16 protein-coding genes are annotated in these 17074 nt (G+C 72.8%); 4 read left to right on the top strand and 12 right to left on the bottom strand.

Annotated elements, in window-relative coordinates; genetic code table 11:
* Window positions 1-17 precede the first annotated feature (17 nt).
* The 11 genes from ACFRIC_RS20635 to ACFRIC_RS20685 all read right to left on the bottom strand — a co-directional run bounded on the left by ACFRIC_RS20635 (window position 18) and on the right by ACFRIC_RS20685 (window position 13752).
* Window positions 18-767, bottom strand: coding sequence for a spherulation-specific family 4 protein (locus tag ACFRIC_RS20635; protein ID WP_382787665.1), 750 nt, complete (start codon window positions 765-767; stop codon window positions 18-20).
* A complete protein-coding gene (locus ACFRIC_RS20640) occupies window positions 755-1717 on the bottom strand; it encodes an NAD-dependent epimerase/dehydratase family protein (protein ID WP_382787667.1) in 963 nt (320 codons plus the stop codon). Before ACFRIC_RS20640 ends, ACFRIC_RS20635 begins: the two co-directional genes overlap by 13 nt.
* 163 nt (window positions 1718-1880) lie before the next feature.
* The gene (locus ACFRIC_RS20645) at window positions 1881-3035 is read right to left on the bottom strand and encodes a hypothetical protein (RefSeq protein ID WP_382787669.1); all 1155 of its coding nucleotides are present in this window, start codon (window positions 3033-3035) and stop codon (window positions 1881-1883) included.
* On the bottom strand, window positions 3032-4774 hold the full coding sequence (locus tag ACFRIC_RS20650) for a DUF3492 domain-containing protein (protein ID WP_382788050.1): 1743 nt from the start codon (window positions 4772-4774) through the stop codon (window positions 3032-3034). The genes ACFRIC_RS20645 and ACFRIC_RS20650 overlap by 4 nt, the downstream gene beginning before the upstream one ends.
* A 163-nt stretch (window positions 4775-4937) precedes the next feature.
* The gene (locus ACFRIC_RS20655) at window positions 4938-6758 is read right to left on the bottom strand and encodes a dipeptide ABC transporter ATP-binding protein (protein WP_382787671.1); all 1821 of its coding nucleotides are present in this window, start codon (window positions 6756-6758) and stop codon (window positions 4938-4940) included.
* On the bottom strand, window positions 6755-7753 hold the full coding sequence (locus ACFRIC_RS20660; protein WP_382787673.1) for an ABC transporter permease: 999 nt from the start codon (window positions 7751-7753) through the stop codon (window positions 6755-6757). Before ACFRIC_RS20660 ends, ACFRIC_RS20655 begins: the two co-directional genes overlap by 4 nt.
* On the bottom strand, window positions 7750-8862 hold the full coding sequence (locus ACFRIC_RS20665) for an ABC transporter permease (protein ID WP_382787675.1): 1113 nt from the start codon (window positions 8860-8862) through the stop codon (window positions 7750-7752). The genes ACFRIC_RS20660 and ACFRIC_RS20665 overlap by 4 nt, the downstream gene beginning before the upstream one ends.
* 4 nt (window positions 8863-8866) lie before the next feature.
* On the bottom strand, window positions 8867-10585 hold the full coding sequence (locus tag ACFRIC_RS20670) for an ABC transporter substrate-binding protein (protein ID WP_382787677.1): 1719 nt from the start codon (window positions 10583-10585) through the stop codon (window positions 8867-8869).
* 200 nt (window positions 10586-10785) lie between these two features.
* The gene (locus ACFRIC_RS20675; RefSeq protein ID WP_318658278.1) at window positions 10786-10878 is read right to left on the bottom strand and encodes an Ms4533A family Cys-rich leader peptide; all 93 of its coding nucleotides are present in this window, start codon (window positions 10876-10878) and stop codon (window positions 10786-10788) included.
* A gap of 55 nt (window positions 10879-10933) precedes the next feature.
* The gene (locus ACFRIC_RS20680) at window positions 10934-12454 is read right to left on the bottom strand and encodes a DUF3152 domain-containing protein (protein ID WP_382787679.1); all 1521 of its coding nucleotides are present in this window, start codon (window positions 12452-12454) and stop codon (window positions 10934-10936) included.
* Window positions 12455-12762: 308 nt separating this feature from the next.
* On the bottom strand, window positions 12763-13752 hold the full coding sequence (locus tag ACFRIC_RS20685) for an alpha/beta fold hydrolase (protein ID WP_382787681.1): 990 nt from the start codon (window positions 13750-13752) through the stop codon (window positions 12763-12765).
* 159 nt (window positions 13753-13911) lie between these two features.
* Between ACFRIC_RS20685 and ACFRIC_RS20690 the strand changes: the two genes are divergently transcribed.
* The 4 genes from ACFRIC_RS20690 (at window position 13912) to ACFRIC_RS20705 (ending at window position 15917) form a co-directional block, all read left to right on the top strand.
* The gene (locus ACFRIC_RS20690) at window positions 13912-14130 is read left to right on the top strand and encodes a hypothetical protein (RefSeq protein ID WP_351859124.1); all 219 of its coding nucleotides are present in this window, start codon (window positions 13912-13914) and stop codon (window positions 14128-14130) included.
* A 243-nt stretch (window positions 14131-14373) separates the two neighbouring features.
* Window positions 14374-15015 (top strand): TetR/AcrR family transcriptional regulator, encoded by a 642-nt coding sequence (locus ACFRIC_RS20695; RefSeq protein WP_361688809.1) that lies wholly within the window; start codon window positions 14374-14376, stop codon window positions 15013-15015.
* A gap of 206 nt (window positions 15016-15221) precedes the next feature.
* A complete protein-coding gene (locus ACFRIC_RS20700) occupies window positions 15222-15449 on the top strand; it encodes a DUF3107 domain-containing protein (protein WP_028801993.1) in 228 nt (75 codons plus the stop codon).
* 198 nt (window positions 15450-15647) lie between these two features.
* Window positions 15648-15917, top strand: a complete 270-nt coding sequence (locus tag ACFRIC_RS20705; RefSeq protein ID WP_382787684.1) for a hypothetical protein — start codon at window positions 15648-15650, stop codon at window positions 15915-15917.
* Window positions 15918-15978: 61 nt separating this feature from the next.
* Here the strand turns inward: ACFRIC_RS20705 and ACFRIC_RS20710 are convergent, their stop codons facing one another.
* The gene (locus ACFRIC_RS20710) at window positions 15979-16740 is read right to left on the bottom strand and encodes a ferritin-like fold-containing protein (RefSeq protein ID WP_382787686.1); all 762 of its coding nucleotides are present in this window, start codon (window positions 16738-16740) and stop codon (window positions 15979-15981) included.
* Window positions 16741-17074 lie beyond the last annotated feature (334 nt).

The raw sequence follows: 17074 nt of genomic DNA on the forward strand, positions 1-17074 counted from the left end.
CACTGCCACGCCCTTCTTCATTCCGAGACACCCGTTCCGATCCGCGAGACGATCTCGTCCCAGTAGCCGGGCATCGCCTCCCAGGGGTCGGCCGTCCCGCCGTGGTCGGAGCGGTCGGTGAAGTAGATCGTCGAGGCTCCCTGCCAGCGGGCGATGCGCAGCGCCTCCTCCAGGTGGCCGCGCGGCACGCCGTGGACGAAGTGGCAGAAGCGCTCGGGGGGATAGTCGGCGGTCCACTCGGCGACCTGCGACCAGCGGTAGTCGGTCCAGGGGCCCGAGAAGGTGACGAGCTGGTCGGCGCTCTCGGCATAGCCCGGGTGCGGGTGGGTGCCGTGACCGAACACGATGTGGGCGCCGTCCCTCAGGCGGCGCAGCTCGTCGGCCGTCCGGCGGGTGTCGGGCAGCGCGGCGCGTTCGGTGGGGCAGCGGTCGAGGATGAACCCGTCGGCCTGGTACCAGTCGAGATGGCGGCGCGCGTCGGCGATCAGTTCGCCGAAGGGGCGTACTCCATGGGCGGCGTCGAGGAGTCCCAGTACCCGGACTCCCGCGTTGCGCAGCCGTCCCGTGGCCTCCAGGCAGCGCGGGTCGGGCCGCTCGCCGGGGCCGTCGTCCACGTTCAGGACGACCCAGTGCAAGGGGGTGCCGGGGCGGGTGAGTTCGTCCCATTCCAGGGGAGCGACGAGGGGGTGCGCATATCCGGGGACGCCGAAGCCGAGCCCGAGGTCGGTGCTCGCGCTGCCGGTCGCGGTCCTGGTCAGATACGACATGCCGCCTCCATCCAGATGTCGGCCAGGGATTCCTCGAGGTTGATCCGGGGCCGCCAGCCGAGCCGGTCGCGCGCGGTGCGCACGTCGGCCTGCTGCCAGCTTCCGCAGCCGTCGGGGTAGGGGTACGACACCGGGGCCACGTGGTCGGGTTCGGGGCGGGGGTGGCCGATGGACGGCCTCATGGACGGGCCGGGCGGGCCGTCGAGTTCGTGCAGGCTGCCGTTGTAGCCGGCCACGCGCGCGAGGACGGCGGCGGCGTCGCGGAGACGTACGGCGCGGCCGGAGCCGATGTTGATCACGCCCTGCGCGGCCGACAGGGAGGCGGCGTGCACGGCGCGGGCGACATCTCGGACGTCGATGAAGTCGCGCTGGACACCGAGGCCGCCGAGTTTGAGTTCGCCGTCGCTGGCCTGCATGGCGCGGCGCAGGGCTTCGGCGAGCCGGCCGAGCGGGGATCCGGCGGGCGTGCCCGGTCCTGCGGGGGAGAAGACGCGGAGCACCACGGCGTCCAGGCCGGAGCCGAGGACGAGTTCGGTGGCGGCGAGTTTGCTCACTCCGTACGGACCGCCCGGGCGCGGGACGGCGTCCTCGGCGGTGGAGGAGCCGGGCTGGCTGGGCCCGTACTCCGCGCCGCAGCCGATCTGGACCAGCCGGGCGCCGCAGCCGCTGCGGCGCAGGGCCTCGCAGACGGTGGCGACGGCGACGGTGTTGTGCCGGGTCAGTTCCCGGGCGCCGCCGCGGGTGGCGCCCGCGCAGTTGATGACGACTCCGGGATGGACCGCGTCCAGGAAGCGGGTGAGCGCGCCGGGGCTGCCCGAGGCGAGGTCGAACCGTACGTCGGCGTCGTCGCCCCGGCCCAGCGCGGTGAGCTGCACGGCTGGATCGGCGAGCAGTCTGTCGGCGACGAATCGGCCGAGGTAACCGTTGGCTCCGATCAGCAGGACCCTCATCGGGCGGCTCCCGGGGCGGATTCTCCGGTTCGGGAGGTGATCATCTGGCTGTCTCCTTCAAGGTGATGCCGTAGGTCGGGGAGAGGGCCCGCGGTGTCGGCCCCGCGGGAGTCGAGGGCCCGGATCCGGGCGGCCGCGAGGCTGCCGGGGCTCCGGGGAGGGCTCACGGCGGCGGGAAGGGCCGGGCGTGGGCCGAGGCGCGGGTGAGCGTGCGGGTCGCCTGGACGAGGAGGACGAGAGCGCCCGCCCCGCAGGCCAGGGCCGGCACGGCCCCGGTGCCCGCGGCGTCGACCAGGCCGTCGACGGGGGTGGCCAGGAACGAGCAGCCGGGCAGCCGCGCGGCGAAGACGGTGGCGAGGGCGGTGGCCTCCACCGCGGCCGCGCCGGCGAGCGCGCGGCCCGCGACCTGGGGGAAGCCGCGTGCAGTGAGCAGCCGGGCGAGGAGGAGCAGTGCGCCGAGGGCACCGGCCCCGGCGTAGGCGGGGGGCTCGTCCAGTACCGTCCCGCAGAGGGCGAGCAGCCCGCACAGCGCGGCCGTGAACAGGGCGAACGCCCCGAGGAGCAGGGGGCGTACGGAGGCGGCGAACTCCTCCAGGCCGCGGCTCGCGCTCAGCCGGCGGCGGGCGCGGGCGGCGAAGAGGTGGGCGCACCAGGCTGCCGGGCCGCAGGCCAGGCAGAGGGCGAGCACGGGTGCGGTGGCCAGGGGCCAGGGTCCGTGCGGGCCGCCGTCCCGGGCGGCGCCGATCAGTCCGTCGCCGACGAGGGCGTACGCGAGGAGCCAGCAGGTCCACGCGCGGGCGGCGCCCGACGTGCGGTGCGGGGTGCTCAGGGGGCCGCGCCGGAGGGCGATGTGCAGGCCCGCGGCGATGACGAGGGCGCCGAACGCGGCGACGGCCAGCCGTGGTTGCCCCTCGGTGAGCCGCAGTCCGGCGACGACGGCCGCGCCGAGGGCGCCCGGCACCAGGGCGAGCGCCGCCCAGTAGGCGCGCGGGCCGGTGGGACCGGGTGGGTCGGTGCGGGGGGCCGTCTCCCCGTCGCGGGCCGCGCGGGCGTACATCTCCTCGGCGAGCGAGAAGACGTCCCGGTGCCGCAGCCGGGCGGCGGTCCGGTCGGTGACCCCGTGCGCCTCGAGACCCGCCGCGATCTCCAGCGGGTCCACCGCGCGCTCGCACAGCTCGCGGTGCCGGTGCATGAGCGCCTTCACGGGGTCCACCGCGCCACGGCGCACGGCGGGCCCGCGCGTGCCGTGCAGGCCCTCACGGGCGGAGTCGCCGTCGTTGAGGGGGGCGGTGCCGCGTCCCGCGCTGTCGATGGTCACGTGCCCTCCCCGACGGAGACGGGCACCGGCGGGGGCACGGTGGCGCGGACCGGTGCGCCCTCGGCCCAGCGCGGCCGGCGTTCGGTCGTGAAGCGGGTCTCGGTCCAGCACCCGGGCACGTGGGCCTCGGCGGGGGCGCCGAAGGGCAGCGGCTCCCCCTCGTCGTCCACGACGACCCGGCGCACCGGGGAGTGCGAGACGATCTCCAGGTAAATGCCGTGAAATGCCGTGATGTTCTGCTCGACGGTGAACAGTTCGAGGGCGCGTGCGCGGGCGGCCGCGCCGAGCCGCTCGCCGCGCTCGGGGTCGCGCAGCAGTGCCACGCAGGCCTCCGCGAGCGCCCGCGGATTGCGCGGGGGAACCACGAGACCCGTACCGCCGATGACCTCGACGACCGCGCCCACGTCCGTGGAGACGGTGGCCCGGCCGCAGAGCATGGCCTCGACGAGGCTGACCGGGAAGCCCTCGACGACGCTGGACAGGACGACCACGGCGCCACAGGCGTAGGCGTCGGCGAGGCTCGGGATCTCGGGGCCGCCGATCTCCTCGAAGGAGACGGGGTTGTCGCCGACGGCGTGCACGCCGTCCGCCTCGTCGGGGAAGAGCTGCGCGGCCAGCGCCTTGCAGTGGGTCAGATAGGTGGCGGCTTCGGGGTCCTCCGCGGGGGCGCCGACGATCCGCAGCCGGGTGTCCGGCTCGGCCTTGCGGATCTCGGCGAAGGAGTGCAGCAGGGAGATCAGGTCCTTGGCCGGTTCGATGCGGCCGACCCACACCAGCGTGCCGGGGTCCGCGGAGCGGCTGCCCCGCACTCCCTCCCCCACGTCGGCGAAGCGCGCCGCCTCCATGCCGGGGTGGACGGTGCGCAGTTTGGCGCGGTCGGCGCCGCAGCGCTCCTGCCAGCGGCGGGCGTGCGCGTTGCCGGGGGTGATGAGCGCGGCCGCGCGGTAGACCTCGGTGGCCAGCCGGCCGTGGAACGTGGCGAGCAGCGCGCGGACGGCGGGGCCCTCTTCGAGGGTCGAGGCGGCGAGGTAGTGCGCCCGCAGGTGCACGCCGTACTCGGTGACCAGCAGCGGGACGCCGAGGAAGTGCCGGGCGAGCAGGCCGGGCAGGGCCGCCGCCCCACCGGCCGCGGCGTGGCAGAGGTCCGCCGAGCCGAGCGCGTCGTCCTCGTACCAGTCCAGGGAGAGGGGGCGCAGCGCGCGCTCGATGTGGGCGGTGACGGTGAGGAGGTCGGGGACGCGGGCGGTGCGGGCCGTGCGGAGTGCGCCGGGTGCGCGACAGGCGTCCTCGAGGACGCGCACCGCGCTCTCGGAGCGCAGGGCGCCGGCCAGTCCTCCCTCGTCCCGGGCGAGTTCGGCCAGCTCGTACAGCGCGCTGGCGAAACGGTCCGCCTCGACGCCGGCGTGATCCGCCGAACCGCCGGGGGCTTCGGGGCCCGCGGCGCGGGGACCCCCGCACACCGCCGCCACCAGCTCGCCGTACGCCTCGGCGAAGCGGCGCCGGAGCCGGCGTCCGTAGACCACGCCGTCGTCGTGCGCCGTCCACAGCGGTGCCGTGCGGACGCGGCCGACCTGGGGCGGCAGCCGGACCCAGCCCTGGTCCTCCTGGCGCTCGGTGCGGCTGAGCGCGTAGAGGTCGAACTCGTGCTGCCCGAGCCCGCGCACGAGCCGGTCGCACCAGAGTCCGGCGTCACCGCTCACATACGGATAGCCACCCTCCGTAAGCAGTCCGATGCGCACGAGCACACCCCCGATCTCCCGTATGAGGAGCCGCCGTTGACCGGCGGCTCGCAGCGGGACGAAGGTATGCGGACAAGGCGGTGGTGCGACGGACGGTTGTCCATCGCACCACCAAAAGGGGTGAACGGTCGTAACTTTCCCGCGCAGGCCGCGTTTCGTAGCGCTACGCGTTCACGCGGGCACGTGCCCGCGGGCCCCGCGCGTACGGATCACGCCGGGACAGTTCCTCGCGCTCCGCGCGGCGGCGTGCCGCGACCTCCGGGTCGAGTGCCGGTACGGCGGCCAGCAGTTGCCGGGTGTACGGGTCGCGGGGGCGCTCGTAGACCTCGTCGGCGGGACCGTGCTCGACGATCCGGCCGCGCCGCATCACCGCCACGTGGTCGCTGACCTGGCGTACGACCGCGAGGTCGTGGGCCACGAACACCAGCGCCAGTCCGAGCTCCCGCTGCAGTTCACCGAGCAGGGCGACGACCTGGGCCTGGGTGGTGACGTCGAGCGCGGAGACCGGTTCGTCGCACACGATGACCCGAGGTTCCGCGGCCAGCGCCCGTGCGATGCCCACACGCTGGCGCTGTCCGCCGCTGAACTCGTGCGGGTAGCGGTCGTAGTGCGCCCCGTCGAGCCCCACGCGCTCCAGCAGTTCCCGCACGCGTCCCCGGACGCGCGCCTCGTCCCGGTCGCCGCGCGCCCGCAACGGGTCGGCGATGGACTCGCCCACGCTGCGCCGGGGGTTGAGGGACGACACGGGGTCCTGGAAGACCATCTGCACCGAGGGGCGGACGCCGGACTGTTCGCGCCCCTCGTGGCGGACCACGCCGGCGGTGGGCTCCAGGAGCCCGACCAGCATCCGTCCCAGGGTCGTCTTCCCGCTGCCGCTCTCGCCGACGATGCCGAGGGTCTCGCCCCGGCAGACGCTCAGGGACACGTCGTCCACGGCGGCGAACCGCCGCTTCCCGCGCCCGAACTCCCTGCGGAGCCCGGCCGCTTCGAGGACGACGTCGCCCGGACCGGTGGCGTCGCCCGGTCTTGTGGCATCGCCCGGCCCCTCGACGTCGTCCGGCCCCTCGACGTCGTCCGGCCGCACGAGGCCGCCGGACCGCGGGGTGTCCACGCGCGGGACGGCGCCGAGGAGTTCGCGGGTGTACGGCTCCCGGGGCGCGCCGAGGACCTCACGCACCGGGCCGTGCTCCACCGCGCGTCCGTGCCGCATGACCAGGATGTCGTCGACGCTCTCGGCCGCGACCCCGACGTCATGGGTGACCAGCAGCAGTCCGGTCCCGGTCTCGCGGCGCAGGGTGTGCAGGAGGTCGAGGATCTGCGCCTGGACGGTCACGTCGAGCGCGGTGGTGGGCTCGTCGGCGATCAGGAGCTCGGGTTCGCAGGCCAGCGCCATGGCGATGAGGGCGCGCTGGCGCATACCGCCGCTGAACTCGTGCGGGCGCGAGCGGGACCGGCGGGCGGCGTCGGGGATGCCGACGCGGTCCAGTACCCGCACCGCACGCGCGCGTGCCGCCCGCCGGGACGCCTTGGCGTGCACCCGGTACACCTCGGCGATCTGGTCGCCGATCGCGTAGTACGGGTCGAGGGAGGACAGCGGGTCCTGGAAGACCATGGCGGCCTTCCCGCCGCGCAGCCCGCGCAGTTCGTCGTCGGACGCCCGCTGGACGTCGACGCCGGCCACGCGGACCGTGCCGTCGACGTGCGCTCCGGTGCCCCGGTGCAGCGCCAGCAGGGCCGACGCCACGGTGGACTTGCCCGAGCCGGACTCGCCGACCAGGCCGAGGGCGGCGCCCTTCTCCAGCCGGAAGGAGATCCCGTCGACGGCGCGCAGCCCCCCGAAGTCGACGACGAGGTCACGCACGTCGACCAGCGGGGCGGCGGATACGGCCGGGGCGGAGGCCGCGGAGGGGTCCGGCGAGGTGCCGGGCGAGGAGCCCGCCTCCACTCGGTCGACCGCGGACAGGGTCGGGGAAGAGTCGCTCATGCCAGCACCACCCGTCGGTCGGCCACCGCGTAGAGCACGTCCGCGACGGCGTTGGCGATGACCACGAAGAAGCCGATGACCAGGACCATGCCGACGACCACGGGAAGGTCGACGACGTTCACCGCGTGCACCAGTTCCTGGCCGATGCCGGGCAGTCCGAACAGGGTCTCGGTGAGCACGGCGCCGCCGACCGCCGACCCGAAGGTGTTGGCGTTCAGCGCGATGATCGAGGCGAGCGCTCCCCGGACGGCGTGCCGCCCGATGATCGACCGCTCCCCCACGCCGTACGCGCGGAAGGTCCTGATGTGGTCCTCGGCCAGCGTCTCCAGCATCGAGGCCCTGGTCAGCCGGGCGAACGCGGCGGCTTCGACGAGGGCGAGCGAGAGCCAGGGGAGCACCAGGTTCCACGCCCACTGTTCGGGGTCGTCGGAGAAGTTCACGTACTGCGGGAAGGGCAGCAGTTCGAGCTGGCCGCAGACGACGATCATCAGGATCAGACCGATGACGAAGACGGGCGTGGCCTGGCCGGCGAGGGTGAGTCCGGTCAGCACCCGCTCGCTGAGCCGGCCGCGCCGCCACGCGGAGAGGACACCGGTGCCGACTCCGAGCACGAGCCATACGAGCATGGCGCCGAACACCAGCGACAGGCTGACCGGCAGCTTCGCCAGGATCAGCCGGGTGACCTGCTGGTCCGTCTGGTACGACAGCCCGAGGCAGGGCGCCGGGCAGTGCTGGACCGAGGTGCCGGTCGAGTAGTCCTGGCCGGCGAGGAGTCCCTGGAGGAAGTGCCAGTAGCGCACGTACAACGGGTCGTCGAGGTGCAACTGCTGGGCGACCTGGTGCACTTGGACGGGCGAGCAGCGCGGGCCGCAGGTGATCTGGGCGACGTTGCCCGGGGTGGCGTAGAAGACGACGTAGACGATCACCGAGATGGCGAGAAGGGTGACCGCGGTCGCGATGGTCCGGCGCAGGACGAACCCGGTGAAGCCGTTCATGCCGTGGCCTCCTTCGACCCGTCGGCGGACACCCCGGACGCGCCGGGCAGATCCGTGCCGGGAGTGCCCTGGTGGGGCACGGTCGGGTCGCCGTCGCTCCGCGGGTTCCCGCTCGCGTCGGCCCTGGCCTCCGCCTTGCGGCCCGTGCCGACGCGCAGGCGGGAGGCCGCGCGGGGGTCGAGGGCCGTGCGCACGCCGTCGCCGAGGACGGTCAGGGCGAGGACGGTGACGAAGAGCGCGCCCGCGGGCAGCAGCAGGTACTGGGGCGCCGCCTGGTACCAGACGTCGGCGGAGGTCAGCATCTGTCCCCAGGACGGAGTCGGCGGCTTCACGCCGACACCGAGGAAGGACAGCGCGGCCTCGACGCCGATGTTCGCCGGCACGAGGAGCGCGGAGTAGGTGATGAGCGGGGCGGCGAGGCCCGGCAGCAGGTCGCGGCGGGCGATCCGCCAGGTGCCCCAGCCGCTGAGCCGCGCGGCGGCGACGTAGTCGAGCTGCTTGAGCGTGAGCGTCTGCGCGCGCACGATCTTCGCGAGGGTGCCCCAGGCGATCAGACCGATGACGAGGGCGACCAGGACGGGGCGCGGGAAGCTGCCGGGCACGATCGCCAGCAGCGCCAAGGACATGATCATCAGCGGCAGCGCGACGATGATCTCGGTGATCCGGCTCAGCACCTGATCGACCCAGCGGTTCCCGAGGGCCGCCGAGACACCGACGACGACGGCGATGAGGACCTGCACCACGGTCGCGGCGAGCGCGACGCCGAGGGAGACCCTGGCCCCGTAGACGAGACGGGCGAACAGGTCGCGGCCGGTCTGGGGTTCGACGCCGAGCCAGTGGTCCGCGCCGATGCCGCCGAGCGGGCCGACCGGGACGCCGCCGCGCGCGGAGTCCACCAGCGAGGGGTGGTAGGTGGTGGGGTCCTGGCCCTCGATCGCCGTGAGCAGCGGCGCGGCGAGCGCGATCAGGACGAGCAGCGCGACGACGGCCGCCGCGACGAGGGCGGCGCGCTGCGCACGCAGCCGCCGCCAGAACTGACGGGCCCCCGAGGCCCCCGCGGCGGACGGATCCGCCGCGGGGGCCGGGGAGGCGACAAGTGCCTCGCTCACGGCGCTACTTCACCGCGACCTGGGAGATGTCCAGAACGCCGGTCCAGTCGCTGATCACGATGTTCTTGACGCCCTCGCCGTACAGGCGCTTGTAGACGGGGTGGAACAGCGGCACGGTCAGGGCCTGCTCGCCGATCTTCTTGTCCAGCGCGCCCCAGCGCTTGGCGGCCTCGTCGAGATCGGTCAGCTTGTTGATCGCGTCGATCTCGTCGTTGACCGACTTGTCGTCGAGGAAGCCGGAGTTGAAGTTGGCTCCGTCCTTCACGATCTGCCGGCCGTCGAAGATGGGGGCCAGGAAGGGGCCGCCGGAAGGCCAGTCGGCACCCCAGTGGGCGAGGAAGAGGCCCGGCTCGTCCTTCGCGCTGTGGATCTTGTCGCTGTAGTCGTTCTCCTCCAGACCCTGGAGCTTGACCGTGACGCCGGCCTTCTTGAGCGCGTCCTGGATCGCGGTCGCGATCTCGGGGCTGGTCTCGAAGTCCTTGCTGTTGGAATGCGTGAGCGTGATGCTCAGGCCGTTCTTGTAGCCGGCCTGCGCGAGCAGTTCCTTGGCCTTGGCCGCGTTGCCGGAGGCACCCGCCGGGAACAGGTCGTAGGGCGTGTAGCCGAAGGACTTCTGGTTCGGCAGGTACGTCGTGGCCGGCTCGGCGAGGGACGAGCCGCCCGCCGCGTTGATCACCGAGGTGCGGTCGATGGCGTACGAGATCGCCTGGCGCACCTTCGGGTTGTCGAACGGCTTCACCTTCGGGTTGAAGGCGAGGTAGTTCGTGTAGCCGAAGTGCCCGGTGCCGACGCGCGAGGCCAGCTCCTTGTCCCCGGTCACCTTGGCGAGCTCGGCCGGGCCGAGGTTGGTGTCCGTGGTGACGGCGGCGGCGTCGGCGCCCTGGGAGGAGGACAGCCGCTGGTTGATCACGGAGGAGTCCAGACCGGACCGTACGTCGATCGTGTCCGGGTACGCCTTGCGCTCGGCGTCGGTCGAGGCGGACCAGTGGGTGTTGCGCTCCAGGGTGAGGCGCTCACCGTCGTTCTCGTTCTTGACGACCTTGTACGGGCCCGAGGAGACCGGGTGCTCCTCGTACTTGGTGCCGGTGTCCTTGGCCTTGGGGACGGGCGTGAACTGCGTCTGCGTGGCCAGGTAGGGGAACTCGCCCTCGGGCTTGTTCAGGTGGAAGACGATGGTCAGCGCGTCCGGCGTCTCGATCGAGTCGAGGCCCTTCTTGTCCTTGTAGGGACCCTGGTAGTCGGCGCCGCCGATCAGCCAGTCCCTCAGGTAGGGCGCGCCGCCGGAGAGTTCCGCGGCGAAGGAGCGCTCGATGCCGTACTTGATGTCGGCGGAGGTGATCGGCGTGCCGTCCTCGAACTTGAGGCCCTTCTTCAGGGTGTACGTCCACACGGTCGCGTTCTCGCTCGGGCGGCCGGTGTCCGTGGCGAGGTCGGGGACGACCTGGGCACCCGCGGCCCCGTTCTCACGGTTGCGGGTGGTGAGCGTGCGGAAGACGAGCGAGGGCACGTTGCCGCCGCCGGAGGTGTAGAGCCGCGCGGGGTCGAAGTCCGACTGCGGGTTGGAGTTCAGGACGGTGAGCGTGCCGCCCTTGTGGGGCTGGGAGTCGCCTCCGGAGCTCTTGGCATCGTTGTCCTTCGGCCCGCAGGCGGCGGCGCCCGCTGCCACGATCAGGCTGACGGATGCCGCGGCCACGCGGCGCGCTGTGACGGACGGTTGACGCATCGGAAGACGACCTCTCGGATGACTCGAATACTGAGACGGAATGACACGGAGTGAGACGGCGGAGCGCGGAGCTCGCCCAGGGCGTCAGGCGTCGGAGTCCGACCGGGCCGAAAGGGGCACGGGCGCGCGGAACCGCGGAGGTTCAGGGGCGCACGGGAACAAGACGGGAAGGAAAGCGACGCACTCGCCTGGGGCGGGCGTCAGCAACAGTGGATGTCGGCCACGCAGAGCGCGGTCACGCCGATGAGCGCCAGCTCGATGGCGGCGCGAACGGAGGCGTGACGGGAGGACATGCGGAAAATATGAACGATCTTTTTCCGCATGTCAAAGCGGTGCGCGCGCTTTCCGTCAACTCGTGGGATAGGGCCAGGGGTTGGGCCGGCAGTGGATTCCGTCGTGGTCGAGGAACTTGGTCTGCTGCTGCATGACCGGGGCGAGCTCGCCGTCCTTCTCGCAGCTGACGTGGCCGTATCCGAGCCGGTGGCCGACCTCGTGATTGATCAGCATCTGCCGGTAGGCGTGAATCTCGTCACCGAAGCCGTAGGTCTTGGAGCCCTGGGCCCAGCGGTATGCGTTGATCATGACGCGCTCGGTGGACGCCGAGTCGCACGAGACGTTGTCCTCCGTGGTGTCGAGCCCCGACTTGGCGCACCACTCGGCGGTGGTGCCGGGGCTCGCCAGCGTGATGACGAAGTCCGGTGTGCCGGAGTCGATCCGCTCGAAGGTCCGGGCGCCGCCGTGCGCCCAGCTCCGCTTGTCGTTCAGGGTCTTCTGCACGGCGTCCGCGAAGAGCGCGCCGTCGAGGTCGAGGCCCTGCTCGATGTCGACGCGGTAGGTGTACTTGTGTCCCTTGCCGGGCGCCTTGACGAATCCGGGCACCGCGGCGAACTTCCCCGACGCCTTGAGCTTCTCCCCCAGCGGGTACGTCCTGGCCATCTGCTGGTCGTACGTCAGGGGCGCCGCGGCCACCTGCGGCTGCCCCGACTGGGTCGGCCGGTCGTCGCCCCGCGAGGCGGAGTCCTGGGTCGTCCGGCCGCCGCTGTCCGCGGTCTGCGCCCGCGCGTCGGCGTCGTGCCCTCCCGTGGCCATCTGTCCGGCCACGACGACGGCCAGCACCGTGGTGACGGCTGCCGCGGCGATCCCGGTGAACGCCCACCCCTTACGGGCCTTGGCCTCACCCTGCTCGCCGGTCTCCGGCAGCGGGCGGTCGTCGGTGACGGCGGACCGGGCGTTCCGGCCGGCGGAGTCGTCGAGCCCGGCGGCGCGAGACGCTGCCGTCCGCCCCGCCGTGCCGCCGTCCTGCCCCTCGTCGAGGTCGAACGCGTCGACGTACGCCTGCCGGGGTCCGGCCCCGGCCTGATGACGCTGCCGGGGCACCCGCGCTCCGGCGGGCGCGCCCTGAGAAGCCGCGCCGGCCCCGGACTCCCCCCAGCCGCCGCCCTGCTCACGCTGCTCGGGATGCCCACCGCGCACCTGCGGCATTCCATGGGCGGGGGTCCCGTCGGGAAGACGCGGGGTCCCGTGGGCCGGGGTCCCTTCCGGGAGACGCGGGGATCCATGAGCCGGAGTCCCGTCGCCGTGACGCGGCACCCCACGCGCGGGAGTGCCGTCCGCCACCCGCGGAAAACCGTGCGCCGGAGTCCCGTCGGGAAGACGCGACCCGCCCTGACCCGGGGCGCCGGCCTGGAAACGCGGTGCGCCCTGCCCCGGGGCTCCGCCCTGGAAGCGGGGAACGCCGTGCGCGGGAGTCCCGTCGGGAAGACGCGGCCCGCCCTGACCCGGGGCTCCGCCCTGGAAGCGGGGAACGCCGTGCGCCGGGGTCCCGTCCGCGTACCGCGGCACCCCACGCGCGGGAGTGCCGTCCGCCACCCGCGGAAAACCGTGCGCGGGGGTCCCGTCGGGAAGACGTGGCCCGCCCTGCGCCGGGGTGCCGCCCTGGAAGCGGGGGACGCCGTGCGCCGGGGTCCCGTCGGGGAAGCGTGGTGCGCCGCGCTGCGGGGTGCCGCTCGCCGGCGGGTAGGGACCCAGGGAACCCGGCGGACGGGTCGTCGCGCGGCGGGCGCCGTCCGGGCCCGGTGCCGGAGCGGGTGCCGCATCCTCCGCCGGAACCGCCCGCGTCTGCGCGGTGTCCGTCTTGCCGGCCCGCCCCCGACGACTGTGTCGTCCCACTTCCCGCCTCAGCTCTCCGCGCCGATTGCCACCGAAGAGGTCAACTCCCCCTGGTCCGCCAGGAGTTCACGGAAGGCGGTGGCGACCGTCTCCGGATACTCCATCATGGCGACGTGCCCCGCCTCCGGCAGGGACAGCAGCCGGGAGTCGCGGAAGGCACGGGCCGCGCGCTGCGCCATACGGTAGCCGACAAGTTGGTCCCGGCCGCCGTAGACCAGGAGCGTCGGGGCGAGCACCCGTTCGGCCTGACGCCACAATCCGTGCTGCCCGCCGAGCGTGTAGGCGTTCACGACCCCGCGCGCCGAACGTGCCATGGCGTCCCAGAAGTAGGGCAGGGCGAGCCGCCGCTCCATCTCCTCGACCGCGTGACGGAACCCCTCGGGAGTGACGATGCCGGGGTCGCCGTAACAGAGGGCCAGCACACCCCGTACGCGCTGCTCAGCGCTCCATTCCTTGGTGAGTCTCGTGAACAGTCCCGCCACCCCGGGCAGGGCGAGCAGAGCGGTCGGCCAGGCGGTGCGCTGGGCCCGGATCTCGGGCAGCGCGGGAGACACCAGCGTGAGCGTCCGGACGAGGTCGGGCCGCACCGCCGCGACGCGCGTGGTGACGGCTCCACCGAGGGAATTGCCGAAAAGATGTACTGGCCCGCGTCCGGACGCGTCGAGATGGCGGATGACCGCGCGCGCGTGTCCGGTGACCGAGTAGTCGCCGTCGTCCGGCGGCGGCGAGTCCCCGAAGCCCGGCAGATCGAGGGCCTCGCTGTCCACGACCCCGTCGAGCTCGGACATCAGCGCCGACCAGTTCTGCGAGGAGCCGCCCAGACCGTGCACGTACAGCGCGGGCGGAAGTCCCTCGCGGGCCGGCGGTCTCGACCGGATCGTCAGGGTCATGCCGGGCAGCCCGACCGATCGCAGTCGCTCCCCCTCGGCGACCCTGACGGCGCCGACCCGCGGCGTGAGACTCGCGGCCGGCGCGGAAGGAAGTTCGGTCGAAGACATGCCGCAATGTTACGAGACGATCACGCCGGGGCTCATGTGTTCGCCGTCACAGATCGCGGCCGGATCGCATAGCGTCCGGATCGCGTGTCTCCTAGGCTTCGAACGAGGGCACTCGTCCGGCACACAGGAGCGCACTCGTACCGTTCGGGAAGAGGAACCATGACAGTCGACCCGACAGACCCCGGAACGTTCGACGACCAGTTCCGGGAGATCCCCGACGCGGAGGCCCCGGAGGCCGACGCCGCCGAGCAGTCCGCGGAGCTGGACCCCGCGGACGACGTCGACCCGGAACCCCCGGGCGACCGCCTCAACGCCGACGACGGGGATCTGGCCGAGCAGGCCCGGGTCGTCCGTCTGAACGAGGACGACTACAGGTGACCCGGCGGCCACGAAGGCGGCCCGGCATCCACCCGCGAGCCGACGTCCGCAGGTGATCGGACATCGCTGATCAGGGCCGCCACGGCCGCACGATGCCCAGCTCGTCCCCTTCGGCACACTGTGCGCCGTCCCGGTCGGGGTCCGGTCCGTGAAATTCTGCGCTCGCACCGCACACAGCAGGGTTACCGAAAAGTACGATGGCGGCGCGGCGCACACCGCACGTGGACAACATTGGGAGGCGGCGTGACAGCCATCGAGCAGACAGAGGCAGCACGCCCGCGGGGCACTCGCCTGCCGCGCCGTGCCCGGCGCAACCAGCTCCTCGGCGCCGCCCAGGAAGTTTTCGTTGCGCAGGGATATCACTCGGCCGCCATGGACGACATCGCCGAACGCGCGGGAGTCAGCAAGCCGGTTCTCTACCAGCACTTCCCGGGAAAGCTCGATCTGTACCTCGCCCTGCTCGACCAGCACTGCGAGTCCCTGCTTCTGGCCGTACGGGCGGCGCTCGCGTCGACCACGGACAACAAGCTGCGCGTCCGCGCCACGATGGACGCCTACTTCGCGTACGTGGAGGACGACGGCGGCGCGTTCCGGCTGGTCTTCGAGTCCGACCTGACCAACGAGCCGGCGGTGCGCGAGCGCGTCGACAAGGTGACGCACGAATGCGCCGAGGCGATCTGTGACGTCATCGCGGAGGACACGGGTCTCTCGCGCGCGGAGTCGATGCTCCTGGCCTCGGGCCTCGGCGGTCTGGCCCAGGTGGTGGCCCGTTCCTGGCTGCACAGCGACCGCAGCGTCCCGCGCGACCAGGCGGTGCAGCTTCTGACCTCGCTCGCCTGGCGGGGCATCGCGGGATTCCCGCTGCACGGCACCGACCACCACTGATCCGACGGACCGCCGGTCCACCGGATCTCCGGAACACCGACGCGGAGGAAGCGGCCGGGGCTCGCCCCCGGCCGCTTCTTTGTTCCCGTCGGCTGTTCGCTCCTGGCGTTCCCGGGCGGAGCGTGCGCGTCCCCTCGCCGGGCTAATGTGTGCTGCGTACGGCGCGTACGAACGCGCACATGACTGACCGTCGGAGGGACAAAGCCGTGGAGGTCAAGATCGGCGTGCAGCACGCGCCCCGCGAGATCGTTCTGGAGAGCGGTCAGACCCCGGAAGAGGTCGAGCGCGCGGTGTCCGAGGCGCTGGCCGGCAAGTCGCAGCTCCTGAGCCTCGTGGACGACCACGGCCGCAAGGTCCTGGTTCCGGCCGACCGGCTGGCGTACGTGGAGCTCGGCGAGCCCACGCAGCGCAAGGTCGGATTCAGCGCCCTGTAAGGCGACTGAACCACGCAGCAGTACGGGAAGGGCCCGGTGACGATGTCACCGGGCCCTTCCCGTGCGCACGCCCGTCCCCGCTCCCTCACCTCCGCAGATGGAGCACATGCCGGGCGGCAGGGAGGGTTGCGTTCCGATCGTCAGGGGTAGGACCGGCTACGACCGATTTGCACCGGCCGTGCGGGAGGGACCCCCACCATGTTCTTGGAAGCGTTCGGCTCCGCGCTGATCGGTCTCGCGCTGGCATGGGCGGCCTCGTACCGCCTGCCCCACCGGCTGCCGTCCCGCAGTCTGGTCCTGTCGACCGGCGTGGCGGGAGCCCTGTTCGGTGCCTTCCTGACGCACTCGGCACTGGGCTCCGGCCACTTCCTGGCCATTCTTCTCGGCGCGGTGGCGGTCTCGGCGGCGCTGCTGTCCTTGCTGCTGCGCCCCGAGGAGCGTTTTCGACGCCGCTCGGCGACCGCGTAGGCCCCTGCGAAGGCCCCGCGACCGCGAACCGCGCGCCTAGACCCCCGGCCCGGCCAAGGCCTCAGGCAGCCAGGCCCAGCGCGGCCATCCGCTTGGTGTGGGCCTCGGTGATCCGGGAGAACATCCGGCCGACCTCGGCGAGGTCGAATCCGTCCGCCACGCCGCCCACGAGCATCGTCGACAGGGCGTCGCGGTCGGCGACCACGCGCTGCGACTGGGACAGGGCCTCGCCCATCAGCCGGCGCGCCCACAGCGCGAGCCGGCCGCCCACGCGCGGGTCGGCGTCGATCGCGGCGCGCACCTTCTCGATGGCGAAACCGGCGTGCCCGGTGTCGTCGAGGACGCCGAGGACGAGCCCGCGGGTGTCCGAGTCGAGGCGGGCCGCGACCTCACGGTAGAAGTCACTGGCGATCGAGTCGCCGACGTACGCCTTGACGAGCCCCTCCAGCCAGTCCGAGGGGGCCGTCTGCCGGTGGAAGCCGTCGAGCGCGGCGACGAAGGGCTCCATCGCCTGCGTCGGCTCGGCACCGATCGCGGCGAGCCGGTCCCGCAACTGCTCGAAGTGGTGGAACTCGGCGGACGCCATCTTCGCCAGCTCCGCCTTGTCGCTGAGCGTGGGCGCCAGCTTGGCGTCCTCCGCGAGCCGCTCGAACGCCGCGAGCTCGCCGTACGCGAGCGCTCCGAGCAGATCCACGACCGCGGCGCGGTACTGGGGCTCGGCCGAGGCCGTCTCCCAGTTCTGCGCGGCGACTCCGGTGGCCGCGGGGGCGGTGTCGGCGGGGGCCTCGGCGGGCTTCTCAGCGGCGTTGTCAGGCGTCGTCATGAAGCGCACAATAGCCCGCTCACAGCACGAGGGAAGTCCCTGGTCAACCTGTGTGACGACGACTACGTGACCAAATCGGCCATCGCATGTGCGCGAATCCGGGGTATGGTGGTAATGCGCCCGGCGAGTATTCGACGGGCCGCACGAATGAGGATGCCCGGTCGGTGGCCCGATCGGCTCCGACCCGACAGCCCTCCACGTCGGTACGGCACATTGCGTACGACATCCGGAGGGAACCCTCAGCGGCACGAGAGCTCGAGCGTCGGCAGTGGTCCCATGCCACCCGGCCCGCCCGTCAAGAGCGGCCGACGTCCCCGGCACGGTCCCGACACGA

It is taken from the genome of Streptomyces sp. NPDC056738, assembly GCF_042790435.1.
In the GTDB taxonomy this organism is placed as follows: Bacteria; Actinomycetota; Actinomycetes; order Streptomycetales; family Streptomycetaceae; genus Streptomyces.

Coding starts and splice junctions, on each gene's coding strand:
- ACFRIC_RS20710 (WP_382787686.1), bottom strand. CDS start 16,740: ATGACGACGCCTGACAACGCCGCTGAGAAGCCCGCCGAGGCCCCCGCC.
- ACFRIC_RS20635 (WP_382787665.1), bottom strand. CDS start 767: ATGTCGTATCTGACCAGGACCGCGACCGGCAGCGCGAGCACCGACCTC.
- ACFRIC_RS20655 (WP_382787671.1), bottom strand. CDS start 6,758: ATGAGCGACTCTTCCCCGACCCTGTCCGCGGTCGACCGAGTGGAGGCG.
- ACFRIC_RS20660 (WP_382787673.1), bottom strand. CDS start 7,753: ATGAACGGCTTCACCGGGTTCGTCCTGCGCCGGACCATCGCGACCGCG.
- ACFRIC_RS20685 (WP_382787681.1), bottom strand. CDS start 13,752: ATGTCTTCGACCGAACTTCCTTCCGCGCCGGCCGCGAGTCTCACGCCG.
- ACFRIC_RS20690 (WP_351859124.1), top strand. CDS start 13,912: ATGACAGTCGACCCGACAGACCCCGGAACGTTCGACGACCAGTTCCGG.
- ACFRIC_RS20670 (WP_382787677.1), bottom strand. CDS start 10,585: ATGCGTCAACCGTCCGTCACAGCGCGCCGCGTGGCCGCGGCATCCGTC.
- ACFRIC_RS20640 (WP_382787667.1), bottom strand. CDS start 1,717: ATGAGGGTCCTGCTGATCGGAGCCAACGGTTACCTCGGCCGATTCGTC.
- ACFRIC_RS20705 (WP_382787684.1), top strand. CDS start 15,648: ATGTTCTTGGAAGCGTTCGGCTCCGCGCTGATCGGTCTCGCGCTGGCA.
- ACFRIC_RS20675 (WP_318658278.1), bottom strand. CDS start 10,878: ATGTCCTCCCGTCACGCCTCCGTTCGCGCCGCCATCGAGCTGGCGCTC.